The sequence below is a fragment of the Candidatus Erwinia dacicola genome (genome assembly GCF_001756855.1).
GTDB lineage: Bacteria > Pseudomonadota > Gammaproteobacteria > Enterobacterales > Enterobacteriaceae > Erwinia > Erwinia dacicola.
The window spans coordinates 1-1,329 of record NZ_MAYS01000591.1; the positions used below are offsets into that span (position 1 = coordinate 1).

Annotated in this window: 1 protein-coding gene and 1 pseudogene; one reads left to right on the forward strand and one right to left on the reverse strand. The window is 51.4% G+C overall.

Annotated elements, in window-relative coordinates; all coding sequences use genetic code 11:
• Nucleotides 1-863 (reverse strand): annotated as a pseudogene (locus BBW68_RS17265) (transposase family protein); the annotation flags it as partial.
• A gap of 51 nt (nucleotides 864-914) precedes the next feature.
• Here BBW68_RS17265 and BBW68_RS14635 point away from each other — a divergent pair.
• On the forward strand, nucleotides 915-1,329 hold a 415-nt coding region (locus BBW68_RS14635), incomplete at its 3' end, for an IS1595 family transposase (RefSeq protein ID WP_148127470.1).

A 1,329-nucleotide genomic window follows, 5' to 3' on the forward strand; every position in this document is an offset into this window, starting at 1 on the left:
CTTCCAGCCACCCACGCCAGGGATCCAGAAGGCCGGGTTTCGTCGGGCGGGCCGACATTTCAGGGAATGTACCGTATTGGAGCCAGCGCCTGACCGTTACGCGTGATAGCCCGGTGGCGCGGGATATTTCACGGATCCCACATCCGTTCTTATGCAGGGTAATTACCTCCACCCAGCGTTGATGACGTTTATTACGGGTCTGCTGCTTCAGTTGCTCCGGGCGATGAATGTATGGCGCAGGTACTTCCGGTTCTGGTTCAGGTGATTTCTTTGGCGACAACTCACTGGCGACAAGACGTATCAGAGGCATATGTCTGTACATCATCCGTTCAAGTGCATCGCCAATGTTTTTCAGCAGGTGCCAGCGATCGGCCACCTGTCTGGCCTGAGGTGCACCTTCACGTGCTGCAGTAGCATAGATACCGCCACGATCGCGGGAAACAACCTGTATTTCAGGATATTTTCTGAACTAGGCAGCCCACTGTCCCGCTTCTCCACCGGCAATCAACCCCAGTTGATACTGTAATTTTTGCACTAACTGCGAAGTCTGCTGTCGTGAGCCCGCAATAAGGAGACAGGGATTCGGCAAAGATTTTTCGTGAACAGGATGGGTTACGACAGTACCAGTGGCGAACGGCAAATATCAGCCAGAGAGCCTGCCCGGCGCATGGCAGATGCTGTATACGGCGTCGTCGACAGCTATGTACAGAACTGCTGAGCCTCATGCATTCAGGGCAGCGTGAGGTTTTACGCGTTGCCTGCAAATGAATAGTCACTCCATCATGGCCAGTTGTTTGTCGGATCAATTGCCACCCGCAAGGCAGCTGCAAAAGCGTCTTAAGTGAAGGCATAGCGTTATCCATAACTAAAACAGGGGGCTGTCCTAGATAACTAAGATCATCTAGGATAGTGCCATGAGAAAAAGCAGACTCAGTCAGTACAAACAGGAACGGTTACTTGAACAGTTTATTGCAGGCTCCACAGCCCGTATTGCCGCAGAGCTGGTTGGTGTCCACAGGAACACTGCTGCATACTATTTTCACCGCCTCAGAGTGCTGATAGCCGAGCACGTAGATAGGCACTCCTGGTTTGATGGCGAGATTGAACTGGACGAAAGTTATTTTGGTGGTCGTCGTAAAGGTCAGCGTGGCAGAGGTGCTGCCGGAAAAGTGCCTGTTTTCGGGCTTCTCAAGCGTGGTGGTAAGGTGTATACCAAGGTCATACCCGATGCCAAATCACGCACATTACTGCCGATAATAGAGTCAAAAATTTACCCTGACAGCATCGTCTATACCGATAATTTTGCCAGTTATGATGTACTGGATGTGA